Annotated in this window: 19 protein-coding genes; 9 read left to right on the forward strand and 10 right to left on the reverse strand. The window is 66.0% G+C overall.

Translation table 11 applies throughout. The features are described from left to right. Positions 1-302: 302 nt before the first annotated feature. The 4 genes from ACFFQA_RS16380 to ACFFQA_RS16395 are packed head-to-tail and all read right to left on the reverse strand — an operon-like array spanning position 303 to position 4,892. Positions 303-1,025: a hypothetical protein gene (locus tag ACFFQA_RS16380; RefSeq protein ID WP_377852819.1), complete on the reverse strand. Its 723-nt coding sequence runs from the start codon at positions 1,023-1,025 to the stop codon at positions 303-305. Between the two features lie 60 nt (positions 1,026-1,085). Then, a complete protein-coding gene (locus ACFFQA_RS16385; protein WP_377852820.1) occupies positions 1,086-3,152 on the reverse strand; it encodes a hypothetical protein in 2,067 nt (688 codons plus the stop codon). Positions 3,153-3,157: 5 nt separating this feature from the next. Beyond that, positions 3,158-4,141 (reverse strand): hypothetical protein, encoded by a 984-nt coding sequence (locus ACFFQA_RS16390; protein WP_377852821.1) that lies wholly within the window; start codon positions 4,139-4,141, stop codon positions 3,158-3,160. A gap of 52 nt (positions 4,142-4,193) precedes the next feature. Continuing rightward, positions 4,194-4,892, reverse strand: a complete 699-nt coding sequence (locus tag ACFFQA_RS16395) for a Crp/Fnr family transcriptional regulator (RefSeq protein WP_377852822.1) — start codon at positions 4,890-4,892, stop codon at positions 4,194-4,196. 549 nt (positions 4,893-5,441) lie between these two features. Between ACFFQA_RS16395 and ACFFQA_RS16400 the strand changes: the two genes are divergently transcribed. Further along, positions 5,442-6,095 (forward strand): recombinase family protein, encoded by a 654-nt coding sequence (locus tag ACFFQA_RS16400; protein WP_377852823.1) that lies wholly within the window; start codon positions 5,442-5,444, stop codon positions 6,093-6,095. Continuing rightward, complete coding sequence (locus tag ACFFQA_RS16405; RefSeq protein ID WP_377852824.1) at positions 6,041-6,910, forward strand: recombinase family protein; 870 nt, start codon at positions 6,041-6,043, stop codon at positions 6,908-6,910. Before ACFFQA_RS16400 ends, ACFFQA_RS16405 begins: the two co-directional genes overlap by 55 nt. 728 nt (positions 6,911-7,638) lie before the next feature. Here the strand turns inward: ACFFQA_RS16405 and ACFFQA_RS16410 are convergent. Further along, positions 7,639-7,986: a DUF6355 family natural product biosynthesis protein gene (locus ACFFQA_RS16410; RefSeq protein WP_377852825.1), complete on the reverse strand. Its 348-nt coding sequence runs from the start codon at positions 7,984-7,986 to the stop codon at positions 7,639-7,641. A 299-nt stretch (positions 7,987-8,285) separates the two neighbouring features. Here ACFFQA_RS16410 and ACFFQA_RS16415 point away from each other — a divergent pair, with 299 nt between their 5' ends. From ACFFQA_RS16415 to ACFFQA_RS16425, 3 genes are read left to right on the forward strand one after another with little or no spacing between them, the layout of a single operon-like run. After that, complete coding sequence (locus ACFFQA_RS16415; RefSeq protein WP_377852826.1) at positions 8,286-9,353, forward strand: sensor histidine kinase; 1,068 nt, start codon at positions 8,286-8,288, stop codon at positions 9,351-9,353. Continuing rightward, entirely contained in the window at positions 9,350-10,306 is a 957-nt protein-coding gene (locus ACFFQA_RS16420; protein WP_377852827.1) for a hypothetical protein, read from the forward strand. Before ACFFQA_RS16415 ends, ACFFQA_RS16420 begins: the two co-directional genes overlap by 4 nt. After that, positions 10,303-10,908, forward strand: coding sequence for a response regulator transcription factor (locus tag ACFFQA_RS16425; RefSeq protein WP_377852828.1), 606 nt, complete (start codon positions 10,303-10,305; stop codon positions 10,906-10,908). Before ACFFQA_RS16420 ends, ACFFQA_RS16425 begins: the two co-directional genes overlap by 4 nt. A 142-nt stretch (positions 10,909-11,050) precedes the next feature. Here the strand turns inward: ACFFQA_RS16425 and ACFFQA_RS16430 are convergent, their stop codons facing one another. The 3 genes from ACFFQA_RS16430 to ACFFQA_RS16440 form a co-directional block, all read right to left on the reverse strand. Then, positions 11,051-11,416, reverse strand: a complete 366-nt coding sequence (locus tag ACFFQA_RS16430; protein WP_377852829.1) for a hypothetical protein — start codon at positions 11,414-11,416, stop codon at positions 11,051-11,053. A gap of 28 nt (positions 11,417-11,444) precedes the next feature. Next, entirely contained in the window at positions 11,445-11,771 is a 327-nt protein-coding gene (locus ACFFQA_RS16435; protein WP_377852830.1) for a DUF6355 family natural product biosynthesis protein, read from the reverse strand. Positions 11,772-11,918: 147 nt separating this feature from the next. Then, positions 11,919-12,797, reverse strand: a complete 879-nt coding sequence (locus ACFFQA_RS16440) for an NAD(P)H-binding protein (protein ID WP_377852831.1) — start codon at positions 12,795-12,797, stop codon at positions 11,919-11,921. A 75-nt stretch (positions 12,798-12,872) separates the two neighbouring features. Between ACFFQA_RS16440 and ACFFQA_RS16445 the strand changes: the two genes are divergently transcribed. Beyond that, positions 12,873-13,655 carry a helix-turn-helix transcriptional regulator gene (locus tag ACFFQA_RS16445; protein ID WP_377852832.1) on the forward strand — a complete coding sequence of 261 codons (783 nt, stop codon included), beginning with the start codon at positions 12,873-12,875 and terminating at the stop codon, positions 13,653-13,655. Positions 13,656-13,683: 28 nt separating this feature from the next. Here the strand turns inward: ACFFQA_RS16445 and ACFFQA_RS16450 are convergent, their stop codons facing one another. Together ACFFQA_RS16450 and ACFFQA_RS16455 are read right to left on the reverse strand one after the other, a co-directional pair. Beyond that, positions 13,684-14,046, reverse strand: coding sequence for a hypothetical protein (locus ACFFQA_RS16450; protein ID WP_377852833.1), 363 nt, complete (start codon positions 14,044-14,046; stop codon positions 13,684-13,686). A gap of 196 nt (positions 14,047-14,242) precedes the next feature. Then, complete coding sequence (locus tag ACFFQA_RS16455; RefSeq protein WP_377852834.1) at positions 14,243-14,563, reverse strand: DUF6355 family natural product biosynthesis protein; 321 nt, start codon at positions 14,561-14,563, stop codon at positions 14,243-14,245. Positions 14,564-14,786: 223 nt separating this feature from the next. Here ACFFQA_RS16455 and ACFFQA_RS16460 point away from each other — a divergent pair, with 223 nt between their 5' ends. From ACFFQA_RS16460 to ACFFQA_RS16470, 3 genes are all read left to right on the forward strand, one after another. Then, entirely contained in the window at positions 14,787-15,155 is a 369-nt protein-coding gene (locus tag ACFFQA_RS16460) for a hypothetical protein (protein WP_377852835.1), read from the forward strand. A gap of 418 nt (positions 15,156-15,573) precedes the next feature. Next, the gene (locus ACFFQA_RS16465; RefSeq protein ID WP_377852836.1) at positions 15,574-21,756 is read left to right on the forward strand and encodes a DEAD/DEAH box helicase; all 6,183 of its coding nucleotides are present in this window, start codon (positions 15,574-15,576) and stop codon (positions 21,754-21,756) included. Next, positions 21,753-24,083 carry a hypothetical protein gene (locus ACFFQA_RS16470; RefSeq protein ID WP_377852837.1) on the forward strand — a complete coding sequence of 777 codons (2,331 nt, stop codon included), beginning with the start codon at positions 21,753-21,755 and terminating at the stop codon, positions 24,081-24,083. Before ACFFQA_RS16465 ends, ACFFQA_RS16470 begins: the two co-directional genes overlap by 4 nt. The last annotated feature ends 403 nt before the right edge of the window (positions 24,084-24,486 follow it).

Below are 24,486 nucleotides of genomic sequence, written 5' to 3' on the forward strand. Positions count from 1 at the left end.
CTTCCACTTCCTCAGCTTCGCGACCCTCGCAGCGGCCCTGACCTGCTACAAAAGACTCTCCAAATAAGACACTCCCTTAGCAGCCTTCATCCCCTTGGGCGTCGGAGTAGAGCAGCACGAGCAGGCCGCCCGTCCGCACCTGACCACCAGACGAAAACCACCCACTTCGGACTCCCCATCAGCTCTGCGAATGCCCGAGTACCCAAGTCCTTGGTCGTTGCCCCCCGCGGCGTCACGTCCCGACCAAGACCGTGCCGCGCTGTTCAAGGCAGCGCGGCACGGGAGTTCGGCGCTACTGGGCATCATCCTCCCAACAGAGAGGTCAGGCGAGCCCGCAAATCTTCCCTGCCGTAACTGGAGAAAGCATTGCCCAGTAAGAAGACCAAGCGCTCGCGAACGACGTCGTCCGCAGTCGTGAGGACTTCATCCACGAGTGTTCCCGGGGACTCGGGCTGCCGTTCAGGAGACAGGATGTCCCGGAGTTCTTGGAAGTGTTGGGCGATCACCACAGCCTGTTCCGGGCTGTCCTGGTTGTCGATGAACCACGAGGCGGTCGCACGAAGCGGATCGAGGATCAACGACCGCGCATGCTCCTCCGCCCGAAGGCGTTGTTCCACCTGCCAGGACAACGCCGCGCGACGACCGTTCTCTCTTTCCCGTGCCTCGACAACGGCGAGCATTTCCTCATCCGGCTGGATCGACACGCAGTGACCGCGCGCCCGCACGGGTGCTCCCGGAACCGGCATCCAGCTGAACAGCGCCGCGTTCAACTCGCCTTGCAGCCGTTCGAACTGGGTCAGTGTGCGCCGCCTGCTCATCTCGTCAGCACGGTGCGCCACGTGCGCCTGCGCCATGCTGAACATCGCGGGCGGTGGCGACTCTGCGCCGACCCACTGCGCCTCGATGATGACTTCCGCTTGGAAACACAGGAGTTCGTCAGCACTGTTAAGCGACAAGTTGTACGTGTCGCTCTGCACGGGGTACCACGTCGTGCCCGCCCTCCCCTGGCTGACGGCCATCGTCACGCCATCGACGTGGGCGTACCGGCGAGGTCGCCACCAACGCCATTCTGCTAGCGGCACGTCTCATCCTCCTGGAACCACAAGGGGATCGACCTCGTCCAGCCGGGTCAACAGCTGGTTCACGACGTCGTCCACCGGGTCGGTTGCGGGTGAACTCGGATTGGGTGGTGTCGGGTGGAGTCGGCTGGCGTAGTACAACTGCGCGATGCGGCTCGACTGGTGGCCGGTGGACTCCACCAGCGGTTCGACCATTCCCTCGCGCTGGTCGGGTGGGAGCTTCGCCGCAGTGCGGAGCCAGCTCGTGACGGCGGGACGGAGGTCCTCCGGCGGCATCTTGTCGAGTGCGTCCCGCCAGAAGGAGGTCGCCACGTCGGCGTCGATGACGTCGGTCTGGCCTTCCAGGACCTTCGCGACGCCTTCGGCCAGCACGTGAAGGCGCCGCGGGGTGGCGCTGTCGAACCACGCGGACAGGTACCGCAGGAATCGGGAGACGGTCAGGTCAGCGCCAATCTGCCGCAGCGCCGACAGAACCGCTCGCGCGACGTTCTCGTCCTCCGTGCTCGCCAAGTGCTTGAGCCGGGTGAGCGCGACGCGCGGGAACGCCCTGCCGATCCCGCCGCACACCTCGGCCGTCAGCAGTTGCAGGTCCGAACCCGCGCCCGCGGCGGTGGACCACTCCCACAACTTGGCCCGCACGTCCGCGCCCAACGACGAGTGGGTCGCCACTGTGGTGAGCAGTCGCACCGCGATGGAACGAGTGGAGCGGTTCGACGTCTGCGCCCACTGCTTCGCCAGCGTGATGGCGACCTCGTAACCGCCCTCGGCCGCCAGCTCGGCGGACCGATCCGCGATCAGCTCCAGCTCTTCTTGGCTCAGTTTTCGGATCGCTCCCGGAAGCCCGCTGATCCAACTGAGCATTTCCTTGTGGACCGCCGGGTGCTCCCGCCAGAAGTGTTGGAGGACAAGGGTTCCGCGGCCTCGTGTCAGGAACTCCCGCGTATCCACGTCAAAACGCTTGGACCCGAGGGTGCCGAGCCGTGAGTACGGACTCGGTCGAAGCAAGGGCGCTGGCCGCTCTGTGGCCAGGCAATTGTTCTCCAGCATCCGATCAGCCGCGTTGGCAATGTGCTGGAGGGCCGCACCTTCCAGCACGGCCGCCGCCATGAGCAAGCAGAGCCATTCGGCGTCGCCCGCTTGTTGCTTCTCCTCGATCGCCTTGCGGAGTTCGGGAGTCCAGTCGTCCAGTTCCCGGTCGAGCGCGCCGCGGAGCGCCTCAACCGGGTTCTTCCCCCTACGGATGCTGTCCGAGACCACTTCCACGACGTACTTGGCCCGCGGCGGCCACAGGTCCTCCAACTGCGCGGAGCAGCCGCTGTCCGCGATGAGTGTCTCGGCGTCGCCTTCGGTGAAGTACTTGGCGAAGACAGCAGCGGACGACGGTTTGCGCAGTCGGTGCGTTCTCTGTGGGAAGGAGTCGTTGAAGATCTTCATCTGCTCGTACGGGACGATCAGGATGAGGTAGCTCTGGTACTCGCGGAGAAGCTCGGTGAACTCCACAAGTCCTCGTCGCACATTCTCCAGCGCACTGCCGCCGCCGCGCAGATCTCCGATCACCACCGCCGGCTCGTGTTCGACCAGCAGATCGTCAGCACGCAGCTCCTCGATGAACTCCTCTCGGACGATCAGCCCGGGCTGCTTCCGCTGGAGTTCGTGCCCGAGCCGCAGACCGGCGGCGAACTGGCCGCCGTCGTGCTCTGAGGCCGTCAGCAGCACGACCCTGCGCGTGTGCAACACCTGGAGCGCCGATTCGGCGTCCCCTCCAGGTTCCTTGTCGAGAAGGCCCGGAGGCACCACGTACAGCTCCGCCAAGCGCTCCAGCGCTTCAGGGTCTTGGAGACCGCGCCCTGCGGGCTTCTCAGACCGAGGTCGTGCCACCTGTTCCGCGAACTCCGCACTCAGGAAGACCTTCTCGATTGTGACCAGGTCCCTTCCTGCGGTCTTGTTGCGGTTTCCGTTGACCGACAGCGCATCCGGGGAAAAGGGAACCTCATCGACAGAGGCCTCAGGCAACGGCTCAGGAAAGGCTCCGGGCTCGAGGATGCCGAAGGAGTCGACGTCGGCGAAATCCACCGAACTCACTCCTCGGCCGAGTCGTTCGCGCCACTGACACGACGCCCGCTCGACGCGCCGAAGTTGGAGTCACCGCGTGTGGTGAAGGTGCCGGAGTACTCGTACTTGTTCGAGGACCGGTCGATGTTGCCGCCGGCAGTGACGTTGCGGTTCCCGGTCACGGCGATGCCACCGCTGGTGGCGCGCGCGGAGCTGGCGTCGATCCCGCCGCCCACGTCGCGAGTCTGGACGGCCTCTTCCGCATTCCCCATCACGGTGTTCGCCGTCAGTGGTCCGACATCGGCTTTGTGCTCGGGCGCACTGTCCTGACCGGGCTCGGGCTGCCCCCACAGCAAGCCCGACCTGAGCAGGTCACCAGACGGTACGGGCACTCGCAGGTAGCCCGTTCCCGCGTAGTCCTTGGCCTCCACCTCCAGCGGTGCCTCGACGAACTCGCTCGGCTGCCTCGCGGTCCGGCCAGCCCGCACGACCTGGTCCATCACAGAACGGGACAGCACCGACGCCACGAACGTGACCTTCGGGTCCGAGTGGTCGAGCAGCGCGCGGACCGACTCGGAGTCCACCATGCGCCCGGTGTCGACCATGACCGTGCCGTTCGGCGAATCGGTGAGGATCTCATCGAACGCCTGGACCGGACCGAGGTTCAGGCTCGTGCGGACCCGGAGGTCGATTCCGGCCAGCTGGGGCTCTCGGGCCCGCTGCCGCAGCTCGCTCTGGAGGGCGTCGAAGAAACTGTCCACCACCGTGCCGACCAACGTCGGGTTGAACCCGATCAGGTACCCGTCACCGCGGTAGGCGCGGAAGCGGGACCCGTGCCACAGCTCAGCCGCCCCCACCCGGCGGGCAGCGGACTCGATAGTGCTCGGCAGCACTTCCGCGATGATGTTCTGCTGGACGTCGTTGTGCTTGCTGAAGCCTCTGACGTCCACCGCGAGAATCCCGATGATCTCACCGAGATCGCGAGTACCGGCGGGCAAAGCGTGTTCCACGGGTGTTCCTCCGTCGTCCGAAGTAGGTGACGAGGAGGAGACTGCCGCCTTTTCACGAGCGGTTCTGTCCAGAAGTGGACACAGGGCCGCCGGTGAACGCCGAGACGTCGACGACCTCTAGCCGACCCCGGCCGGTGGTGATCAGTCCAGCCGCCTTCCACTCGGCGAGCACGGGCGTGATCGCCGAGCGCGCCAGGCCGAGGGTCGAGGCCAGCTCCTCTTGGGGCATGGCGATCGTGGTGGGGCACGGGTGGTCGGGTCCGGCCGCGTCGAGGAACGCGGCGATGAGATCGGTGAGCCGGGCGGCAGTGGTGCGGTGGGCGAGCCGCCAGGCGTGGGCGGCGCTCTCCCGCAGCTTCCCGAGCATGTAGCTGCTCATCTGGCCGCCGATCGCGAGGCTCTGGACGAGTTCGTCGAAGCGCTTCCTGGACAGCTTTGCGGTGATCCCGGGCTCGATCGCCTGCACGGTGGCCGAGCGCGTGTGCCCGTCCAGCCAGGACAGCTCGCCGATGACGTCGCCGGGTCCGCGGACCGCGAGCATGATCTCGCGTCCATCGGGTTCGGCGTAGACCACCTTCAGTCGCCCGGCGAGGCACAGCGACACCCAGCCGCTGGAATCTCCTTGGTTCACGAGTCGTTCCTGAGCGCGGTGGTGGCTGCGCACGCCTTGTTGCGCGAGAGTCGCCCAAGCGCTGGCAGGGACGAGAGATCGCAACCCCCGTACCCGACGGGACTGATTTGCCTCACTCACAGTTCAGTGTCTAGCCGCTGGCGAGTTCGCGCGGACCATCCCGGCGGAAGATCACTCAAAGAGCCTCACGCGACCACGGTGAGTCAACTTCTCGGCGCCAGGAATTCCCTCGAGAGCGACACACATGGAATATGCGATGGTGCCCGACAGTGCCGTGGGTAATGAGAATTCACACAAGCGAGCCAATCAAGTGGTAATGACGGACATGTGATTCGAAAGAGCGTGGCGGCGCTACAAGCCCACCGCAGTCGTCGACGCATGCCCGTCGAACGATGCCCGGAGGCCGTTTTCCTTGCAGAGAAAGGAGTTCCCGGGCAGCACCGGCTCCCCACCGTGACCCGGCATAGCTCATGGCCAGGGAGCCGCCGTCCTCACCCTCACACCAGCCCTGGTAGTTGCTGACCTGCACCACATCTGCTGGAGCAGCGGCTTGGTTGCGCTGGTCTGTTCGGGTGGCGCGGTGGCGTGTGACGTGGTGCGGAGTTCGTGGATGCTGTTGCGTCTCGTCGTCAAAGTTCGCCACAGCAGTCGGGTGAGGTGGCTGGTGGTGTGCGGTTTGCGTTCTACGGCCGGATGTCGACCAGCGAGTTCCAGGATCTTCAGACCTCGCGGGCATGGCAGCGGGCGGTGGTGGACGAGCTGATCGAGGGTTCCGGCGAAGTCGTGGTCGAGTTCTTCGACGAGGGCCAGTCGAGGCGGCGGTCGTGCTGGGACTGGCCGGCGGCCTCGGCGTTGCTGGCGGCCGCGGAGGAGCCGGATCGTGTGTTCGACGCGGTCGTGGTGGGCGAGTACGAGCGCGCCTTTCACGGTGATCGGTTCCAGCAGGTGGTGGCGCGGCTGGCCGCGTTGGGTATGCAGGTGTGGTTACCGGAGGCGGGAGGCCGGGTCGAGTTCGCCAGCCCGGTGCACCAAGCCCTGATGGTTCTGCTGGATGCCCAAGCCCGGCGTGAGGTCGCACGTGCCCGGCAGCGGGTGGTGGCTGCCATGCGCGCACAAACTCGACTGCAAGGCCGCTTCCTTGGCGGACGCCCGCCATACGGATACCGATTGGCCGAAGGCGGCCCGCATACCAACACCCTGCACGCGGCATGGGGGCGGCGGGTGCATGTGTTGGAGCCGGATCCGATCACCGCGCGTGGGTGCGGTGGATGTTCACCCAGCGAGCGAGCGGCCGGTCAATCGCCTCACTCGCACGGGAGTTGAACGAGCGTGGTGTGCCGTGTCCGTCCAATGTGGATCAAGCGCGGAACTCCCATCGCTCGGGGGCACGGTGGATCGTGCGGACCATTGCCATGATCTTGGCGAACCCGCGCTACACCGGGCGTCAGGTCTGGAACCGACAAACCACCAAGGGCCACGGCGCAGGTGGGCGAGCCGATGGCAGAGGCTCCGGGGCTGCGAGCTGGAATCCGGTGCAGGAGTGGGAGGTATCCGAGCACCTGGCCCACACGCCGTTGGTCGATGAGGACACTTTCGTCGCGGTACAGCGCATACGCGCTCAACGGCCTACCAAGGACGGTGACACACGCGACTACGTCTTGGCCGGGCTCGTGGTGTGCGGGGTATGCGGGCGCCGGATGGACGCCCACTGGATTTACCACCGGCCTACATACCGGTGTCGCCACGGCTACACCAGCGGCACACCCCGCCCCAGCGACGCACCCCGCAACGTCTACATCCGCGAGGACCGCCTCCTTCAGGCTCTGCCCGGCCTGCTCGAGGAGCTTCGCCTCGTCCAGGCCGACTTAGCAGAGCCGTTCGCCCTCGCCGAGGCCCTCCGACGACACGAACTGGAGATCGTCTGCAACCACCAGGGCCGCTGCCTGAGACGAGCAGCGCCACCGAAGATCATCAGCACATTGACTTCACCCGGCCAGACAGCACTCGCGCTGGACTGGAACGTCAACGCCGCCGACCATCATCGGCAGCAGGGCGCATCAGCATCCGCAGCGATGCAAAGCCGGACGGACACGGCCCCGCATAGAAACAACCCCACAGATCGACGATCCGTGGAGTAAGGGAGTGTCCGAGGACTCGAACACGTATTCGTCGCATCTATGCACAGGATGCGTGTTCATGCGACAGATCATAGCGTCGACGTTCGGCGGCTCGTTGCCTCACGCGTCCACTTTGGACTGACGCTCCTGGCTGCACCAGCAATGGGCGCCGAGTGAGGGCAGGGCTGCAGGCGCAACATGACGTTGGTGCCCGTCGTGGCCAGGCTCAGCCCCGCACCCGGCCATCACCTGCATGGCCGAGAGTCAGCCGGCCGAGTGAGCGTGGATATCACGTACGGCCGCCGACAAACACCTGCTGCTCCTTGACACCCGAAAGCCTTTGCCTTCCAAGGAATCTGCCTTCATTGGGCGAGCCTCCACGGTCGACATTCCCAGGAGGATGGCTCTCCTCCGAGTAGAGCCACCCATCTCCTTGTCGCAGGTCGCGCCGGGAGCGACCGCCTATCTGTCCTCTTTGGATGGTTGGCCGAGCGCGGTCGCCCAGCGGTTCTCCGGTTTCGGCGGCCGCTCCCGCCCACCAGGACACGAAGGTTCGCTGTCTCGCCCGCAGATCACGAGAAGTTCTCCCAGTCACAGCCCCGGGAAGGTTGACACCACCGTTCCCCCTGGTCAGGTGGTCGACCGGCGGCGCCAACCCGTCCACTGATTCAGCTCACTTCCGCAGCGCGCGAGTGTCAGCCACCTCGCTTTTCGCGTTGCGACTCAAGCCAAACAAGCAGAAGTGCCCGTCAGCAGATCGGATTGCTCTGGTCCACCCACGCGTTTTGCACGGTTCCTGTTGAGTCGATGATGTTCGAACCAGGCCTGGTGCACTTGTACTGATCGGGCCCCATGATGTAGTCGAGCACGATCTTCTGGCCGCGATCCGTGCAATTACCCCACCAGGAATGAACGGCGCTCATCGAATCACGCTTGTACCCGCAGAACGGTGCCTTCGTTACCCCCACGTCCGATCGCGATACTCCGCCGCTGTGCACATCAGCGACAGCCGCCCCCACTGCAGGGCCTCCGGCCACCGAAACGCCAGTCGCGAGCACAGCAAGAACCACCACGCGCGTTGGCAAGAACTTCTTCACCGCAGCCACCTTCCTCTCATTTCGAAATACGTCAACGGCCGCAGGGCCGCACATGAGCCAAACATCGCCCGCAGGCGCATACGATGGGGCTGACCACCCGCAGCAACGAGCGTTTCCCCTGTCAGCCCGATGCGAAACGCAGCCTGCGCACATGAGAAACGCACAGCAGCGACGTTCGCGCAGCAGGAAGCTGCGCATGCAGCTGGCGAACCGACCGCGTGAACAGGCCAACCGGCCATCCGGAACAATGAGTGAAAAGGGCCACGGCCCGTGGACTGATCGATCCAGAGGCGGTGGCGGTGGCGCTTGACCTGGACCGCCTCGCAAGGTGGTCGCCGCCGCTCCTGCTCGTCGGCTACCTGGGGTACTCGGTCGCCGAGACCGCCACGAGACTGCCTTGGAACATCACGGTGGTGACCGTGCTGTGCGCGCTGGGCTATCTCCCGCTGCACCTGCTCCACGTTCGCGCTGAACCGTCGAGGCCGCGCGCGATGACATTGCCCGCGCAGGTGGTGCTGACCTATCTGCCCCTGGCTCTCGGGGCTGAGTGGGCAGGAGTCGGCGGTCTGCTCGCCGGCGCGCTCGCGGTGAGCCTGGCGCGGCCATGGGGACCTGTGCTGTGCGGCACGACGATGCTCGCGCAGGCGGCTCTCGTGCTCGTGCTGCGGCTCGACCTACTCGTGCTCGGCGATGTCGTCGCGCTCGGGTTCGGCTCTGTCGCGCTCGCGGTGCTGCCCGTGATCGCCGATGAGCTGCGGGCCAACCGCAGTGCCATTGCTGACCTCGCGGCCTCCCGCGAGCGGCTGCGCATTGCCCGCGATCTGCACGACACCCTTGGCCACGGTCTCACCGCCGTCGCGCTGAAAGGTGAACTCGCGACGATCCTGTTGCGACGAAAGGACAAGAGGGCCCTAGTCGAGATCGAGGAGCTGACTAAGGTCGCACTGGACACGCTGGAGTCGCTGCCACACCTCGGGGACACCGGCCGCGAGCTCGACCTCGACGAGGAAATCGCCTCGGCCGCAGCCCTGCTGCGCTCCGCCGGAGTGCGGTGCACTGTCGCGCACGTGGACACGACGCCGCCGGAGGTGTCCGACGTGTTCGCTTGGGCCGTGCGGGAAGGAGTGACGAACATTCTCCGGCATAGCCACGCCATGAGCTGTTCGATCTCCGTAACCGTCCACAAAGGACAGCATCGCCTCGACGTCGTTAACGATGGAGTTCTCGCACGCGCGGAGAGGGAGGGAGTCGGTCTCGCCGGGCTGTCCGAGCGCACGGCGGCACTCGGCGGCTCCGTCTCCGCCTCACGCGGCGCGGGCGGTCAGTTCACCTTGTCCGTGACGGTACCGGCGCGGAGTTCGTCATGACCGGCCGTGCGAGGCTCGATGTTCCTGCGGTCTACGTCGTCGCGTTCTGCTTGACCGCAGTGCTGAGCCAGGCCGCGACCGCGTGGAGCGAACTCCGCTCACCCGTCGCGCTCGGCGTGCTCGCGGTCGACGTGCTCGAACTCGCGATCACTCTGGCGCTGCTCCGGCGGACCGACCTGGCGCTGTCCCCGCCCCCGCTGGTGCTCACGGCACTCGCCGTACTGGGCTTTGGCAAGCTCGTGCTCGCGGGCTGGCCAGCTGGCGGCCCCGCGTTCCTCGCCTGCGCGGCGCTATTCGTGCTCCCCGCTCGCACCGCGCTGGCCGCGTTCGCGGCGATCGTTCTCGCGCCGTCGGTGTTCGGCCCGTACCCGTGGTCGGTGCCGGTCTTCGTGTTCCTCTTCGGCGGGGTGCTCTACGTGCTCCTGCGGTTCGTCCTGCTGGTCCGCGAACTCCGGGCGTCGCGAGCGCGGCTCACCGAGCTCGCCAGGTCCTACGAACGCGAGCGTGTGCTGCGAAACCTGCGACAGGACGTGGGAGCACGCCTTGCCGAGATCGCTGACGGTGGCGCTCGCGCCCTCGATCTGGCCACCCAGGATCCGCAGGAGGCACAGCATCAACTCGACGGCGTTGTCGGCATCGCCCGATCGGCCGCCGCTGACGTGCGACGTGCGGCACGCGGCTATCGGCGGATCCCGGTCCGTGCGGAAGTGCTGAACGCTGCGGAACTGCTGCGCGCAGCGGGCATTCCGTGCCGCACCAGGATCCACGACGCCAACGTGCCCGCACCCACCGAGGACCTGTTCGTCGAGCGAATCCGCGCCTGGGTGGCCGACGTGCTGAAATCGACCCCGCGCTCGCCCTGTTCGATCCAGCTCATGCCCGGGCCGCGCCTGGAGCTGAAGCACGGCGAGAACGTCCACCTGTTCGACCACTCGGAGGAAGCACTCGGATGATCAAGGTTCTGATCGCGGAGGACATGCACCTCATCCGCGGCGCGCTGATCGCGCTGCTCGGCATGCAAGACGACATCGAGATCGTCGCCGAACTCGCGCGGGGCGACGAGATCGTCGCAGCCGCGCTCGCGACCACACCCGACGTCGCGGTGCTCGACATCGACCTCCCCGGCCAGGACGGGGTCACCGCCGCCGCAGAGCTCGCCGAGAAACTGCCTTCCTGCCACGCCCTCATCCTCACCGCGCTCGGCAATCCGGCGAACCTGCGCCGCGCGCTTTCCGCGTCCGTGCGCGGGTTCATGGTCAAGGACGCTCCGGCGGAGCAACTCGCCGAAGCCATCCGGCGCGTGGCGAAGGGCGAGTGGACGATGGACCAGGAACTGATCGCGGCCGCGTTGCGACACGGCGAGAACCCGCTCACCGACCGCGAGGCCGAAGTGCTCAAGGAAGCCGCCGCTGGTGCCGGTGCCGCCGAGATCGGCACGAGGCTCAGCCTCTCCACCGGCACGGTGCGCAACTACCTCGCCGCAGCGGTGTCCAAAGTCGGCGCCCGCAACCGCGTTGACGCGATCAGGATCGCCAAGGAGACCGGCTGGATCTGATGCGCTCTCGACCGCGGTCGGACGCGGCGAGCCAACCACGAACAAGCGGGAGTTGACTCGTGATTGACCGCCGCGTCCTGGGGTTGCTTCCGCCGCGGCGGAAGCGTGTTCGGCTCGCGCTGCGAGCTGTTCGGGGCGCGGGTCAGCAGATGGACACGCGGGTTGCCCGGTCGTTGGCCCAGCCGGGGAGGTTCTCGTAGGGGTCCCCGATGTCGCGGTAGGCGAGATAGGTGTTGCCGTCGTAGAGGCAGACCTTGATGTTGCCTCCCGCCTCCCAGCTGCTGACCTTGCGGTAAAGCTCCGGAGGCAGGTTTGCTTTGCCCCCGTTGGCATCGCACAGCCAGTAGCCGATGTTGGCCCCGCTGCGTCCGGCGTGCTCGTAAAGTTGCACGGACGTGCAGCGCGGCGCGGCGCCCGCAGGGGCAGCCGTGGCGGGTGCCGCAGCGCCGCCCGCGGCGGCAAGAATGAGCGTGGTCGCCACGACCGCGCGGCGGAAATGCGTGTTCACCAGATACTCCTTGAAGTTGCAGCGACGGCTAGCACCACGGATTGCTCTGGTCCACCCAGGCATTCTGGAAGATGACATTGCTGCCGATAATGTTGACCCCGACATTCACGCAGAGCCGACCGGAGTTCCCGCCGATTCGGAAATCTCGAATGATGTTCTGGCCTCGTCCAGAGCAGTTGTTCCAGTACGAGTTGACGCCGCCTTCAGAATAGCCGCACGGATAGCCTTCAGTAGCCCAACCCGCACTCGCAGCTCCAGGCGCGGGCTGAGCGATCGCGGGAGCGGAACCGGTGAGACTCGCAGCCACCAGGGAAACACCGACCGCTCCCGCGCCCAGAAATTTGCGCAGCAACATACTGATCCTCCAAAAAAATTCGCCCCCCCAGAACGGGGAAAACATCGAAAACCTAGCCCCGCATTCCTCGCATCGTCAATCAGAAAACGTCAGAACGAGCAAACTCGTGCATCTTCCACGCCGCAGACATGCGAATCTCACAGCGGATCACGCGCCCCGGGGAGTGATCCCGGTGTCGAGGAACGCGGCGCGGTGTTCCCGCGCCCACGTGCGGAAGGCACGGGCGGGGCGGCCGAGGACGTGTTCGACGTGGTCGGTCACGACGGCGTTGCCGCCTTCGCTGACGAGCTGGTACCCGCGGACGGCGACCTCGACCACGGACGGGTCCACACCGGCGGCGAGCATCTGCTCCTTGGCGGCCTCCAGCGGGACGTCAACGGTCGAGAGCGGCTGCTCCAGTGCCTCGGCGAGCGCCGCGACCTGGCTGGGCACGTTGATGAGTTCGGGCCCGGTCAGGGTCAGCACCGCGCCGTCGTTCTCGGTACTGAGCAGGGTTTCGACCGCGACTTCGGCGATGTCACGGGGATCGACGACGCCCTGCGCTCCCGTCCCGGTCATGTTCGGTACGGGCGTTCCGGCTCGGATCGCACCGGCCCACTGCAACGCGTTGGAGGCGAAGGAGGACGGCCGCAGCACCGTCCAGGCCAGGCTGCTCTCGGCGAGCGCTCGTTCTCCGGGTGCGTGCCAGCCCGCCGGCGCGGTGTCGGCTGCTTCGCGGCCGCCGATGGCGGAGACCTTCACGACCTTGCGTACTCCGGCCGCGCGGGCTGCGTTGATCATCGCGAGGTCGTGCTCGGCGACCGACGCCCCGGGCGCGGTGAGCAGGAAAACAGCCTCCACGCCGGTTGCCGCCGCGCGCAGCGTCCTGGGCGTCTCGAAATCGGCCTTCACCACCTCGACGTCCGCTTCGAACGACCGCAGGCGAACGGGATCACGCGTCGACGCCCGCACCGCGACACCACGCCGAACCAACAGCCGAAGGACCTCACTGCCGACAGTGCCCGTGGCACCAGTAACCAAAATCATGGCCACAGCCTGTCGCCGTCGTGCCCCGGCGTTCTAGGAAATTCCGGCACGACTCGACGTGGATAACCTGGCGTCATGAACGCGAGCCAACGACTGCCGGTGCCCGTCTCCCTGCGCCGCTGGGTGGACCATGTCGAGCTCGCGGCCTATCGCACGGACGACGACGGCTGCCCGCTGATCCACGCACCCAACCCGGCGACCACGCTCGTCTGGCGTACCACTGCGAACGGCTCCAGCTCCCTGCTTGTCGTGGGACCGCGCACCCACGCCACCTACCATGACAGCAAAGAAATCCCCGTGTGCGCCCGGTTTCAGCTCGCACCCGGTGCAGCCCGTGCGCTGCTCGGAACCCCCATCGACGAGATCACCGATCGCGTCATTCCGCTCAGCGACCTGTGGGGACGATCCGGCACCCGGCTCGCCCACGAACTCGATGAGTTCGTCGGTCAGCCAACAGCCGCCGCCGAACACATCGCATCAGCTCTCGCCGAACGAGCCCAGAGCGTGCGCCCTGAAGACAACACGGCGACGGATCTGGTCCGCCGAGCGTCGGTCGAACTGTCCCCGAGGGACGACCACCCGCGCCCACGAGTCAACGAAGTGGCACAGAACATGAGCGTCAGCGAACGGCACCTGCGCGCCGCCTTCACCGCCGCAGTCGGCGTTCCACTGAAGCAGTTCGCTCGCCTTGCCCGGCTCCGGAGCATTCTCCCCAGACTGCACCACGAGCCGTGGGCATCGCTGGCCAGCAGTGCCGGCTACTACGACCAATCGCACATGATCGCCCAGTTCCGCGAAGCCATGCACGTGACACCACGCGCGTTCACCGCAGGGCGCCTGCCCACCGTGGCGTGCTGATCCCCGCGAAAACCACCGGCGTCGGCCGCTACTCAAAGCGCGCGATGGCCATGCAGGCGTACTTGGCCATCGCTTGTTCGTTGGATGTCTGCAAGTCCTTGTGCGCGGCTGTTTCGTCGGCCACCCGCCAACGCCTCCGCGTGGCGACGAGATCCCGCATTTCGCAACGGGAAGGCAGTGCGTCCGCGTCGCGCACGGCCATGGCCTGGACGAGGTGATCGTCAAGGGCAACTTCGTCGGTGGACGGGCACGAATCGCAGGCGTTGGCTCCAGCGGAGCTGGAGCCAACCTCAACGCGACTGCTGCCAAAGGGAAGGGCTGCGGCGAGGAAACGGAGCTTTCGCCGTCGAAGGAACGGGGCGCATCTCCGGATGCCCAGCAACAACGACACCGTCGATGCTCTGCGGGCGGGATGGAATGCTGGGCAGGTGAGGACCGCGATCCCAGAAGACTTCCCGCGAGCCTGTGGGCTCGCGGGACGGGACGAGCACAGTATCGTCGACTGTGCCAGCGAGGAACGCGAACTGACCCTTTTCGGGCTGAGACCCGTTCACCGCCACATCGCCCGCGCCGCGTCCGATCATCTCTTAGCAGTGCGGGTTGCTCTGGTCAATCCACGCATTGTGTACATACACCGATGCGCTGAGGTGCGTCTTCTGCCTGGCGGGCGAACAGGTGTACTGATCTGGTCCCCAGACGTAGTCAATGACGATCTTCTGACCTCTGTCGGTGCAGTTGGTCCAGTAGGCCGTCGTCGTCTCCCGGGAGAACCCGCAACCGTCAACAGCCGCCGGACTCCCGGCGACCGCGTGCGAAGGCGTCGCTTGCGCTGGACCAGAGAGGAAGAGCGCACCGCCTGCGACCATCACCGAGGCACCGAATACCGCAACCGAACGTCGAAATGCCATGACACCGTCTCCTAGAACCTTTTCGGCGCGCTCACCGTCGCACCGATGACCCCACGCGGATCACCGCGATATCAGAGCAGCCGCCGTAACAGCCGAGAAGTCGATCTCACACGACTTCTCCCGTGATTTTCCGATGTGCCGACCGTGGGTTCCTCATAACGCCAACTGCGGGAGCGCCGGAGGATTCTCCATAGCGTGAACGGCGGGGTTCTGGCGGTACGACGTGGTCGATCACCGCCTGCTGCAGAACCTGCACTTCCCGAACCCGGCCCTGACCGCGGAGCTGCGGAATGCGCTTGTCCACTGCCCTCCTGGGCAGCCCGCGTTCGCGGAGCTGCTGGCCGGGGTTGTGGAGCGGCCCACCAAACGGCTCGCCGTCGCCAATGGCGGCTCGGAGCTGATCAATGTGCTCGGCCGCCTGCTGGGTCAGACCGTGGCAGTGCCCAATTTCAATGAATACGCGGCCCAGTTTTCCCGGCTACCTCGTACCTCTGGCTGCGCCGGACGTGTCAGAAAGAGAATTTCCCGTCCCGTCCACGATTCCTCCATTTTGAGGAGTTCGCCCGCCTCCGGCTGGAATCCGAGTCCTTGAGCTGCCGTGACCCTGAAGAGAAGAGTGCTTCTGTAGCCGCTCGTTCTTCGGGGTGGCTGGTCCGATCGGGTTGTCGCGTTCCGTCCGGGGTGGTTCGCGAAGCGTGGTCCGATGGGGGCATGTGCCTAGGTACTTCGGCTTGCCGGGGCATTGGGGCGCGGCGCTTCCGGTGTCAGGGTCTTGGCGGGGAGGCCACATCGCCGCAGGAGACGACACGTTGTATCTAGAGAGGTTTGTTGTCCTCCTTGGTGTCGATTGCGGTCGTATTGACATTTTGGTAACGGCATGGAGACGCGGAAGATAGTGAGTAACGCGATCTGGGCGGCCTGCGATGTGCGTCACAGTTGGCCTAATCGTTGCCATGTTCGGCCGGTGTTGGCATTTTCGTCACTGTTCTCGGCGCGGGGAGAAGATAGCGGTGGAGCGTGTTTCACGTGAGGATCCGATGCACCACCTACCGAAGCGGCTCCAACGCGTCGTCGAGCTGGTTGGTGAGTTCGAGTCGGGGTTGACCCGGGCTCAGCTCGGTGACCTCGCGCGCCAACGTGGGCTCCTGCTGCACCAGAGACTCGTCGAGAAGCTCGTTCTTGATGCCTGTGCCGCCGGCGTTCTGACTGAGACAGACGGCGTGCTGTCGCTTCTCGCCCGTGCGGGCGGCGACTCTCCCGATGGCCACAACGCTGATAAGCGGGAACGTGGCGACCAACGGACTCAGACAGCTCGCGCCGTCGTCATCGACCTGGAAGCGGTGGTTCGGACCACAACTGTCGAGCCCTACACCGACAGGCGCGTGTTTCAGATCGGCGCGGTTCGCATCGGTACGGATCCCGATTGGGTTGCTGCTCAGCCGACCTTCGGCAGGTTCCTCGCCCTGCCCGACGAAGCATGGGAGATCCGCTCCCAGGAAGTACGTCGCCGCCACGCTCGTGAGGCGATAGAGCCCGTTGCAGCTCTGCGGGAACTTCGCGACTACTGCGCCGACGCGGACCTGATGGTCAGCTACAACGGGCACGAGTCCGACCTGCCGCTGCTCACTGCCGCATATCAGCGAGAGGAATTGCAGGCGCCGGATCTCGCACATGTGGACGCCCTCTATCTCGCGCACGCGCTGTGGCCCCGGGCCTCGACGCACCGGCTTGCTCCCTTGGCTGCTCTAGTCGGGGTTGATTGCGAAGGACTCAACTGGCACGACGCCGTGGATGACGCCGTGCTTCTTGCTCGGCTCCTGCATTGCGGCGCTGAGAAGGTGCGGCAGTGGCCGAGCGGCATCAGGGACTTGGTCGCGTCGGTGTGCCCGGATTCCGATGCGTGGGGACTGCTTCGCCGCTTGGCCGCCGCAGGCGGGCCAGACGGGGTGATGCTGGGCGAATCTCGCCCGCACGGTCATGCTGATGTCGCCGACGTCCTGGCGGCGAACCTTGGCACGCACACGCTTCGTCGAACCGCCCACGGTCCGCGTACCCATCGGTCCGGTCTGGTCGTGGGCGACGAGCTCCGAGGTGCGGATCGACGCGTTGATCCAGCCGCGCTCGCGACAGCCGCCAGGGGTGTGCCAGCTGACCGTCGAGCCGCGCAGGAGCGCATGGCGACAGAGCTGCACGAGTTGGCACAGGCCGGTACTCCCGCCTTGATCGAGGCGCCGACCGGCACCGGCAAGAGCTTCGCGATTCTGGCGGCGGCGCTGGACTGGCTGGCTGGCGCGCCGCAGCGGACCGCGATCATCACGACGTTCACCAAGCAGCTCCAGGCACAACTCGCCAAGGACGTCGCTCGGCTCGATGGTGCCATCCCGGGGCTTCTCGCATCCTGTGACGTGGTCAAGGGGCAGACGAACCGGCTTTCGTTGCGGTCGTTGACGATGACCCTCGCAGACGCCACCGCTGCCCCGTCGGCGCACGGCCACCCGCGCGCCGGCTCGGGGGGCCGATTCCTCGCCCGCCCCGCGTTTCGTGAGCTCGCGGTGTTCCTGCTCCTGCGTCTCATCGAGACCGATAACATCCCCTCGTCCTGGCGCGCGAGGTCCGTCGACCCTGTCGACCTGCCGCCGTTCTTCCTCACCTACAGCGACCCCGCATTGCCAGTGTGGCTTGACTCCCTTTCCCAGGCCAGCAACGGCGAGTACCCGGCGAAGGCGTCAGCGGCCATCGCCGACCACACCGACTCGGTTCGGGAAGCTCTCTCCTCCCACCGGCTGCTGCTGGCGAACCACGCACTGCTGCTGGCCCACCTGGATGATCTCGGATCGCTGGGCGGGGACACGTTGTTGGTGATCGACGAAGCGCACCAGATCGAAGACGCGGCTACCTCAGCGCTGACGACCACAGTGGACTATCGCGCTGTTGAGAACCTTGTGGAGGAACTGGGAATCTGGTGTGAGAACGCCCAGAGAAGCCCTGCGAGCGACGCGGTGGCAAAGGCTCTGAAGGACGTGCGGTCCCTGCTCGAGCACGAGCAGCTTCCCCGCATTGCCGGTATGGCCTTTGACTCCAAGGGCACCGGCGCGGGTGTGGTTGTGGGCTCGCGAACTGTGACGCTGGCGAGCTCGTACTCGGGAAGCGCCGGAGCGGCGCAGGTGCGGCAATTGTCGTCGCTGCTGCGGCGATTGGGCGGTCACTGCAACTCGGTTTCCCGCGCGCTGGGTGGATATATCGCTTCCCACGAGTCGGTTCTGGACTTCTTCGAACACGAACGCGCCACCGCTCTGCGCGCACGGTGCACGGAGGTCTCGGAGTCCGCTGGGAGCATCGTCGCGGACATCGAGAATACCGTCGGCCCAGTTCCGGTCCACGATGTCGTTGCCCCAGAAGAGGTAGCTGACTCGGGCGTTGAGGATCAGGACGACGTCGAGGATGACGGTCCGAGCTTGGAACTGCATTACAGGACTGACGCCGACGATGGTGAGTCCGACGAGGAAACGGATGAGCTGGACGACGATCCGATCGCGTCGATGTCGATGGCGGCGCTGCCGGACACCTCGAACCGGGTGGTGTACGCGGAAGAGCTCGGGGTGCTCAGTGCCGGGTTGCGTCGCTACAGGTTCCGGATCGCCAGCAGCCCCGTCGAGCTGTTCGCTGACGCCACCTGGCAGCGGTTTCTCATCACCTTCGCGAGGACTTACTACGTCAGCGCCACGTTGCGCGTCGCTGGACGGTGGCAGTTCATCAAAGACCGGCTCGGTCTCCCGGCGGGCATTCGCGCGCTTGAACTGGAGACGCCGTTCGACCTGGACAAGCAGGCTGAACTGATCTGCTTGTCAGACTTTCCCTCCTGGGCCGAGCAGTCAGAAGGGGCGATGCGCACGGTCGCTCATCAGCTGGCCGGGTACTCGCACGAGGTGATCAGGGAGGTCTCCTTCGACGATGACGCCGAGGGGCGTCGAGGGGGCTTCGACGGTGGCGCGTTGGTGCTCACCACCGCGCGCTCGACCGCGGGTGGAATCGCCGATCACCTCGCAACGGCGTTGCGTCGTCGCGGTGACCAGACCACGGTCCTCTCCGCGCTGGTGCTGGGAAATCCGCGTGCGGTGGACCAGTTCACCGATAACGAGCACGGTGGCGGTATTCTTGTTGGCACAAAAGGGCTGTGGCAGGGTGTTGACGTTGCGGATCACCGACGACTGCGGTTGGTCTGGATCAACAAACTTCCCTTCGCGCCCTTCGCGGCCCCTGTCATCGAGACCCGGCGCGCCGCCGTCGCCGCCCGGGCCGAAGCCGCCAGGGCGGATGATCCGGAGGCGGTGGCGACCGAGACCTATTACCTCCCGCTGGCCGCATTGCAGTTGCGGCAGGCGGTTGGACGGCTCGTCCGATCGAAAGAACATCGCGGCGTGGTGGTGATCAGCGACCGGAAGCTGGCCGGTCAGGCGACCCTGCGGCGGATGTACCGCAGGACCTTCCTGGAGTCCCTCGACGGTGGGTTGCTGCGAGCCGATCCGATCACCGGGGAGCCGGCTGGCGGCAACGTGGTCACCATGGCCGAAGGCTGGTCGAGGATATGGGCGTTCCTGGCTGCCGAAGGTGTGCTCAGCGAGGAACGGGCGGCGGAGCTGAGTTCTCCGGAAGCGTTGGAGGAACAGACTCTGCTGCCGGAGACGCGCGAGATCAGAAGACTGGAGCTGACTGCCGACGAAGTCCGCCGGCACCGTGATGTCGGCACCCTCGAAGAAGTGGTGTTGTCCCGTGCGGCGAAGATCGGCGGATTGCTCCGCCTGTCCCAGGAACCCGCGGAACTCAAACCGGCGCAGCGCGGTGTCATCGCCGCGGTGGCTCGCGGCCAGAACGTCCTCGGACTTCTTCCCACCGGTTTCGGCAAGAGCTTCTGCTTCCAGCTGCCCGCGCTGGTGTTGCCCGGCGTGACCGTGGTGGTGTCGCCGCTCATCGCTCTGATGCACGACCAGGCCCTCGAACTCAACCGCAGCATCGGCGGAGCGGTGCGCGCACTGGTCGCGCCACTTCGGGAATCGAACTCGCGGGCGGGAAAGACCGAGGTCGCCGAGCAACTCCTGGGGCGTGCCGACCACGGGATTCGCATGGTCTACGTGTCACCGGAACGCTTGTGCCAGCGTCGGTTCCGGGAGTTGGTCCGAGGAGCTGTCGAGAACGGGATCGTCACCCGGATCGTGCTGGACGAGGCGCACACGTTCGTGCAGTGGGACGATTTTCGTCCTGCGGTGAGCCGGGTCGAGCACTTTCTCGCCGAGCTGCGCCGGGACTTCGACCTGCCGGTTACCGCGCTCACGGCGACCGCGAACCGCACAGTGTGCTCAGGACTGCGTTCAGGTGTGTTCGGCGTCGAACCCGAAGCGCCGGGCGGAGCCTCCGGCGAGATGGTCGAGGCGGCGGCCGGTGTGCTGCACACCGTGCGGGAGAACCCGTTGCGCCCGGAGTTGGCCATCCACCGCAGGAGCATCGGGAACGCTGGGCCGTCGATCTCCGCCGGGCTGGCTGAAGTCGTGCTGGACGCGGTGAGCGACCACGCGATCTTCTACTGCCTCACGGTGAAGGAGGTCGTCGCCCTGCACGCCCACCTGCGCGACTACCTCGGGGATGGCGGCGTGCGGGTGCGTCGATTCCACGGCAGGCTCACCGAGGTCGAGAAGTCCTCGGTGATGACCGAGTTCCGGGAAGCGCCTCGCAAGGACGACGAGGGGTTCGTGCCCCTGGTCATCGTCGCTACGAGCGCCTTCGGTCTGGGAGTGAACAGGCCCGACGTCCGGACCGTGTTCTGCGTGTCAGCTCCGACCGATCTCGCGGCGCTGTACCAACAAATCGGGCGTGCGGGTCGTGACGGGGCGCGAGCGACGACGAGTGCTGGCACCTCCGCGCCCGTGAACGTCGGACTCGCACTGATGACCAATCGGGGGTTGCGGACGATCCGGTTCATGACAACCAGCAGCATCCCGGAAACGCTGCTCGAAAGAATGGGACGCGCGGTGCTGGCGTGTGACGGGGTGCTCGACGCCGTCGCTGTCGCTGACGGGCTCATCGGCGAAGACCTCAAGTCGGGCTTGCTGAGCGCTGACGAGGCGAGGAGGAGCCGTACCAGCGAGAAGTACCAGAGCACAGTGATGCGAGCGTTCGCGGTGCTCTCGGAGCGATCTCTGGTGGCGGACCTCGGGGATTTTCCGCCGCTGTGCACTGTGAAGGCTGGCGAACTCCACGGCGTCGGTATCCAGCGCGGCCCAGCTGATGCCGCGGGTACCGAAGACGCCGTTGTCGCGGCGGTGCTCGCGTTGCCGGTTCGAGCTGAGCGGGCGAACGGTCTCCGTCGTGAGCGACTGGACGTTGTTCGACTGGACAACCAACTCGCCAAGGTGGTGCCGGAGTACCGGACGCTCTGCGAGGACGCGGCTGGCACTTGGCAGCTGTTGGCCGACCTGCACGATCGGGGGCTTCTTGATGTCTCAGCCGCCCCGTCTCGCCGACTGGTGACCGGAGTGCGAGTCGATGACATCGAGCTTCCTCACGACTTCGTCGATCACATGTTGGCCAAGGCGTATCGCGTCGCCCAGGAGGTCCATCTGCTGGAGGAGTTTTTCAAGAACCAACAGATGTGTGCGAACCAGAGCCTCGCCGACTACTTCGGAGTCGACCTCCCGGAGCGGTGTTGTTCTCACGCTGGCAACAGGTGCTCAGCGTGTTGGAACGCGGGCGGCTGGCCGATCGAGGAGAACATGCCGGGAATCCTCGATTCTTTCCTGGCGCCGAAGCCCAGACCCGCCGGAGCGGGAGGTGATTCGGTGCAGCGGAAGCGACTTCTCGACAAGCAGGTCTCGCAGCTGGTTTGGCTGATGTTCAACGGAGTCCGAGCCAGTGAGCTGTACCGGGCGCTGCGTGGTGAGGACTCGTACTTCAATCCGTACACCCGTCGACGAGTGCCGATTCGGACCAAGCTCACCACCAGCCGTTACTTCGGAGCCAATCCCGCTGTGCGCGCCGAGGAAATCGACAGCTCGCTCGCTCGGCTCGCCGACGCCGGTCGGGTGATCGCGGACGGAAAGCGTTGGCGGGACGCGGCAAGCGCAGGCCAGCAAACAGCGCTTGCGGTGCGGGCGAGCACGCCTGGGCAACCGCGACGTTCGAACGGAGAGGAGACTGCGTGACCGAGAACGGTGTGTGGAAGCCGTACAACGATGTGGCGTTGTTGACACCTCCTATGGTGTTCGGTTTTGACAAGGCTGAGGCGCACGACCAGGAAAGACTGCTGGCGTACCTCTCCGCTCTGGTGGCGACGCGGACCGCGCCGGTCCATGTCAACGTCGCCTTCAACGCGGCGTTCTTCGGGTTCGACCTTGCGGAGCGGAGCTATGTCGGAGGCCCGGTCGATCCGTTCGCCTTCCCCGTCGTGCCGCCGACCGAGGTGATCGACGCCCTGCCGGTAGGGGCGATGGTGCGGGTTGACGCTGGGGCGGAACAGGTCTACGCGGAGGTGGTCTACAAGGAAGGCGCACATCCCACGCTCGGTGATGACGGCGAGGTGGACCCGTGGTTGTCCGGTGCGCCGCTCGGCGCTGTTGGCCCAGGGCGCGTCGACGACGAGGCGGATCCTCTGTTGTCCGAGCGACTCGTGGTCGACATCGATGCCTTCGGATCGGCCTTCTCACTCAGCAGCCAGAAACTGGACCGGTTGCGGCGGCTGGGTCGTGGGTTCCGAGAGGACGGTCACCTCGTTCGCCAAGCGCGGTATCCCACTCGCGCTGACGCGGACCTCGACGACATGTCGTTCTACGCGCGATACCTGCTCACCCGGGTCGAGCCACAGATCATGAGTTCCGCTGCTCCGCTGCCGATGGAGGACGTACTCGAAGGCAACGCCGACAGCGCTCAGTGGGAAGGTGCGATTCACGGGTTCCTGCGCACGATCCGCACGGCGCTGGAACAGCTCGACGATGTTCGCATGTGGCGTGGGTACGCCTTCACCAGAGCGTCGATGTGCGCGCGTCTCAACGATTCCGGCGTGCTCGGTGGTGGTGACATGACCGACATCGCTTCCCAACTGGCCCGTAGCCCGATCCCGTCGAGCCCTCGGCGTTTCAGCGCGGAGCGGTCGGTGTCGTACACCGCTGTCGGCCCGCAGCTGCGCGGGGTAAAAGGCGCGGAGAGGCGGCTGGCCGGTCTCGACTACGCGCTGGCTGTGTGCCACGTCAACAGCGTTCTGAGCGACTACACCCATCGTGAGGTCGACCAGGAAACGAAGCTGTTGGCTGGTGACGTCCACTTGCGACTGGATGATGAGTGGCAGGGCGGCGGTGTGTGGCGCGCCGAACGGCCTGGGAGCGCTTTCGTGCGCGTGGACGTCACCGAGCCGCTTGGCAGGGGATGGCTGGACACGCTGCCTGGCTCTCCAGAAGCCGTGGTACCGCAAGAGGAATCCGTACTGGAGTGGCTGTCCGAACCGACAGATGTCGCTGAGGACGACACCATGTCACCCGTCGACTTGAAGATTACTGACAGTCAGCTGTCGTGGTCACAACCACTGAGACTGGTCCACCTGCTCGAAGGACGACTGCCACTGCCCGATCGCATCGCCGACGCCATGGCCGCTTCGCGGCTCGCGGGAGTCGGTCTTCGTCTGCTGAGCAAACACGATGGTTACCAGCTCGATCAGCGGGAAGCCGCGCAGAACGTGCAGGCGGAGCTGCACGGTCCGCGACGAGAGATCACCTCGATCGACTGGCCGTTGGAGTTCTTCCCGGGAATGGTTCTGACCTGCTCGTGGACCAAGGACGGGACCTTGGTCCGGGTGTGCTCAACGCTGCTTGAGGTGCCGGTCTCCGTTGACGGGCAGACGATCGAGCACAGGTACGCGGCGTGGATCTTGGCCAGGGACGCCGCTCCCGGGGAACCTCGTTGGGGTAAAAGGGATTCTCGGTCGGCGGGTGTGCTCACTCTGCCGCAGCGAGTCCTCCGGGCCGTGCGCAGGAACGGAAAGGTGCACAGCGACGGCCGGACCGTGCTGGTGCGTTCCCAGCTCAGTCGCTCCGTGTACGGGGCGGACGGTGCGGTCGAGGTTTCTCTCGACGACGTTGTCACGAAGCTCGTCGCGTCCCACGACCTCCGTGAAGACATCGCGAGCGTCGATGCGAACGGCGGGCTTCGTTTTCCTGCGGTAGCTGGTTTCTCCACCGTTCCCGTCTTGGTGTACAAGCCCTTGATCGTGCCGAGGGGGGGCGGGCCTGGTCGAGAACCGGCTTTGCCGCACCTGGACTCGCGGTTCGTTCGCGAGCACCCCGTCACCGGCCATCTGCGGCGGATCGGTCATCTCGGCAAGCAGCCCACAGAGAAGGCGCGAGAGCTCTACCGGGCCGATTGCGCACTGCGCGGCGTCGCCGAAGCAGAACTACCGGCGGACAGCACTTTCGTCTCCGACTTTCGGCGACGTCCCCGACGTGCGCTTGAAACAACCAATCACTTCACGACGGAGGACTGATGGGCCACCACCGTTCGCGACAGTCTTGCCACTGCGGGCAGACCGCGATCATGGACTCGGTACTCGCCGTGCCCCCGCAGGAGCGTGCTGACAACCCAGTGCTGAACAGCGCGCTGGTGGAGTTGTCCGTCGCGTTGACCGCGGCCCGTCCCGAGCTGCCGACGGTCGTCGCGGACCTCACGGAGCAGGACGTGCGGCGAGCTCTCAAGGTCATTCCTGTTGGCAGGCGAGGGGATGTGCTGCGCCCGCTGGGAATGACGATCCTTCCGAGACGGATTGCACTGCCCTTGTGCCAGGATGTCGTTGCTCGGTTGCATCGAGCGACCGGTCACACCGCGCGGCATGCTGCGCTGGCGCTGACCAGCGCGGTCCGTCGCGATCTCGCACTGTGGGTCTTCGCGGA

The sequence above is a fragment of the Allokutzneria oryzae genome, from assembly GCF_042429765.1.
Classification (GTDB): Bacteria; Actinomycetota; Actinomycetes; order Mycobacteriales; family Pseudonocardiaceae; genus Allokutzneria; species Allokutzneria oryzae.